Source organism: Microbacterium sp. ISL-103 (assembly GCF_018613995.1).
GTDB lineage: Bacteria > Actinomycetota > Actinomycetes > Actinomycetales > Microbacteriaceae > Microbacterium.
This window is the reverse complement of sequence record NZ_JAGGPD010000020.1, coordinates 1-1818: the sequence shown is the minus strand read 5'-3', so window position 1 is coordinate 1818 and position 1818 is coordinate 1. Positions and strand designations below refer to the sequence as shown.

General features: G+C 66.7%; 1 protein-coding gene. It reads left to right on the top strand.

Annotation, left to right across the window (positions count from 1 at the left end; translation table 11 throughout):
- Positions 1-1818, top strand: a 1818-nt coding sequence (locus tag J7E68_RS01050; protein ID WP_215169049.1) for a DUF5979 domain-containing protein, incomplete at both ends; no start/stop codon positions are given.

The window sequence follows — 1818 nt, the reverse complement described above, 5'->3', positions numbered from 1 at the left end:
CCTGGTCAAAGAGGTCACCGGCGGCGCGGTGAGCCTCGTCGACGACGACCGCACCTACACGGTGAAGACGCAGATCGATACCTCCGCACTCGGTGCCGGCTTCCCCGCGCAACCGGACCGCGAAGTGACCCTCGTCGCAGGAGAGCCCGTCCTCGTCGAGGACCTTCCCATCGGGGCGACTGTCACCTTCACTGAGACGCGGCCGACGGACGACGACACCCTGACCTGGTCCGAACCGACGATCTCCCCTTCCAGCCTCGTCGTGAGCGCAGCGACCGCGACAGACCCCGCACTCGTCACCGTCACCAACCGCGTCGAACGCACCGTCGGCACCTTCTCCCTGACCAAGAACGTCACCGGCGCCCAAGCAGAAAACCCAGCGGTCCCGGCGACCGTCACCGTCAATGCCTCCTGGATCGAAGACGGAACGCTCGGTTCCGCCACCCTCACCCTGCCCACGGACGGCACCCCCGTACCCTTCGGGCGAAGTCTTCTCATCGGAACCGAAGTGACACTCGAGGAAGTGCCCCTTGCTGACGGTGCGAGCATCGCATGGAGTGCGCCCGTCTGGTCAGGAGCCGGTGTGACGGTGGATGGAGAGTCCGCCGTGGTCACCATCGGGCGAGACCCGGCAGCTGCCGTCGTCGTCGAGAACCACGCCGCCACCTCCACGGCCGGCATCAGCATCATCAAAGGCATTGCCGGAGAAGCGGCAGGCGCCGTCGACTCCGACACTCCGTTCGCCGTCGAAGCCACCTGGACCGACGCTGACGGCACCCCGCAGTCGCGCGAGCTCACCATCACTGCCGATGGGCCGGTGGCGCTCGGCGAACAACTTCCCGCCGGAACAGTCGTCACACTCACCGAGCAAGACCCGCCACAGGTCGACACCGTCACCTGGGGGTCCATCGTGATCTCCGGCACCGACGTCATCGACGACGGCAACGGCAGCGCGCGAGTCACGATCCCTGACCAGCAGGGCGACGTGCTGCTCGTCACCGTCATCAACGAAGCCACCTGGACGCCGGGCACCTTCACCATCACGAAGTCGTTCGACGGCATCCGCCCCGACGATGCCGACATCCCGAGCGACATCACCGTGACAGCCAGCTGGGACGAAGCAGGCACGCCGCAGTCCGTCGAGATGACCGTCCCGACAGACGGCACTCCCGTCACATACCCCGACACGCTCGCCTTCGGAACACAAGTCACCCTCCGCGAAACCCCGCTCCCGGACGCCACACGGTTCACCTGGGCACACCCCAGCTGGGACGGGGAGAGGGTTTCCACGACGGACCAGGGCGATGCCACCGTGACCATCGGCGCAGACGACAACGCCTCGGTCGCTCTCACGAACACCGCCGTCGAATCCCGCGGCTCGCTCATCATCGCCAAGAGCGTCACCGGAACCGGCGCAGACGACGTCGCCGCGACGCCGTTCCCGCTCGTCGTCTCGTGGATCGATCTCCTCGGCGAACCGCAGGCCCGTGACGTCGTCGTCATCCCCGGCGACACGGTCGAGGTCGAGGACATCCCCCTCGGCATCGCCGTGAGGATCGAAGAGAAGACCGCAACCCTCGCGGATGACCTCCGCTGGTCGGGTGCGCGTTGGTCCACAACATCCTCCGACATCACGGTCGATACGGCTGAGGGCAGCCCCATCGCCACTGTCGTGCTCAGTGGAGACACCGAGTCATTGGAACTCGAGAACACCGTCGAGAAGATCTCGGGACTCGCGACGACCGGCGGTGCAGTCTCGCTGCTCGCCGCCGGACTAGCGGCTTCGGCCATCATCTTCGGTCTGCTGCTTGTCCGGCG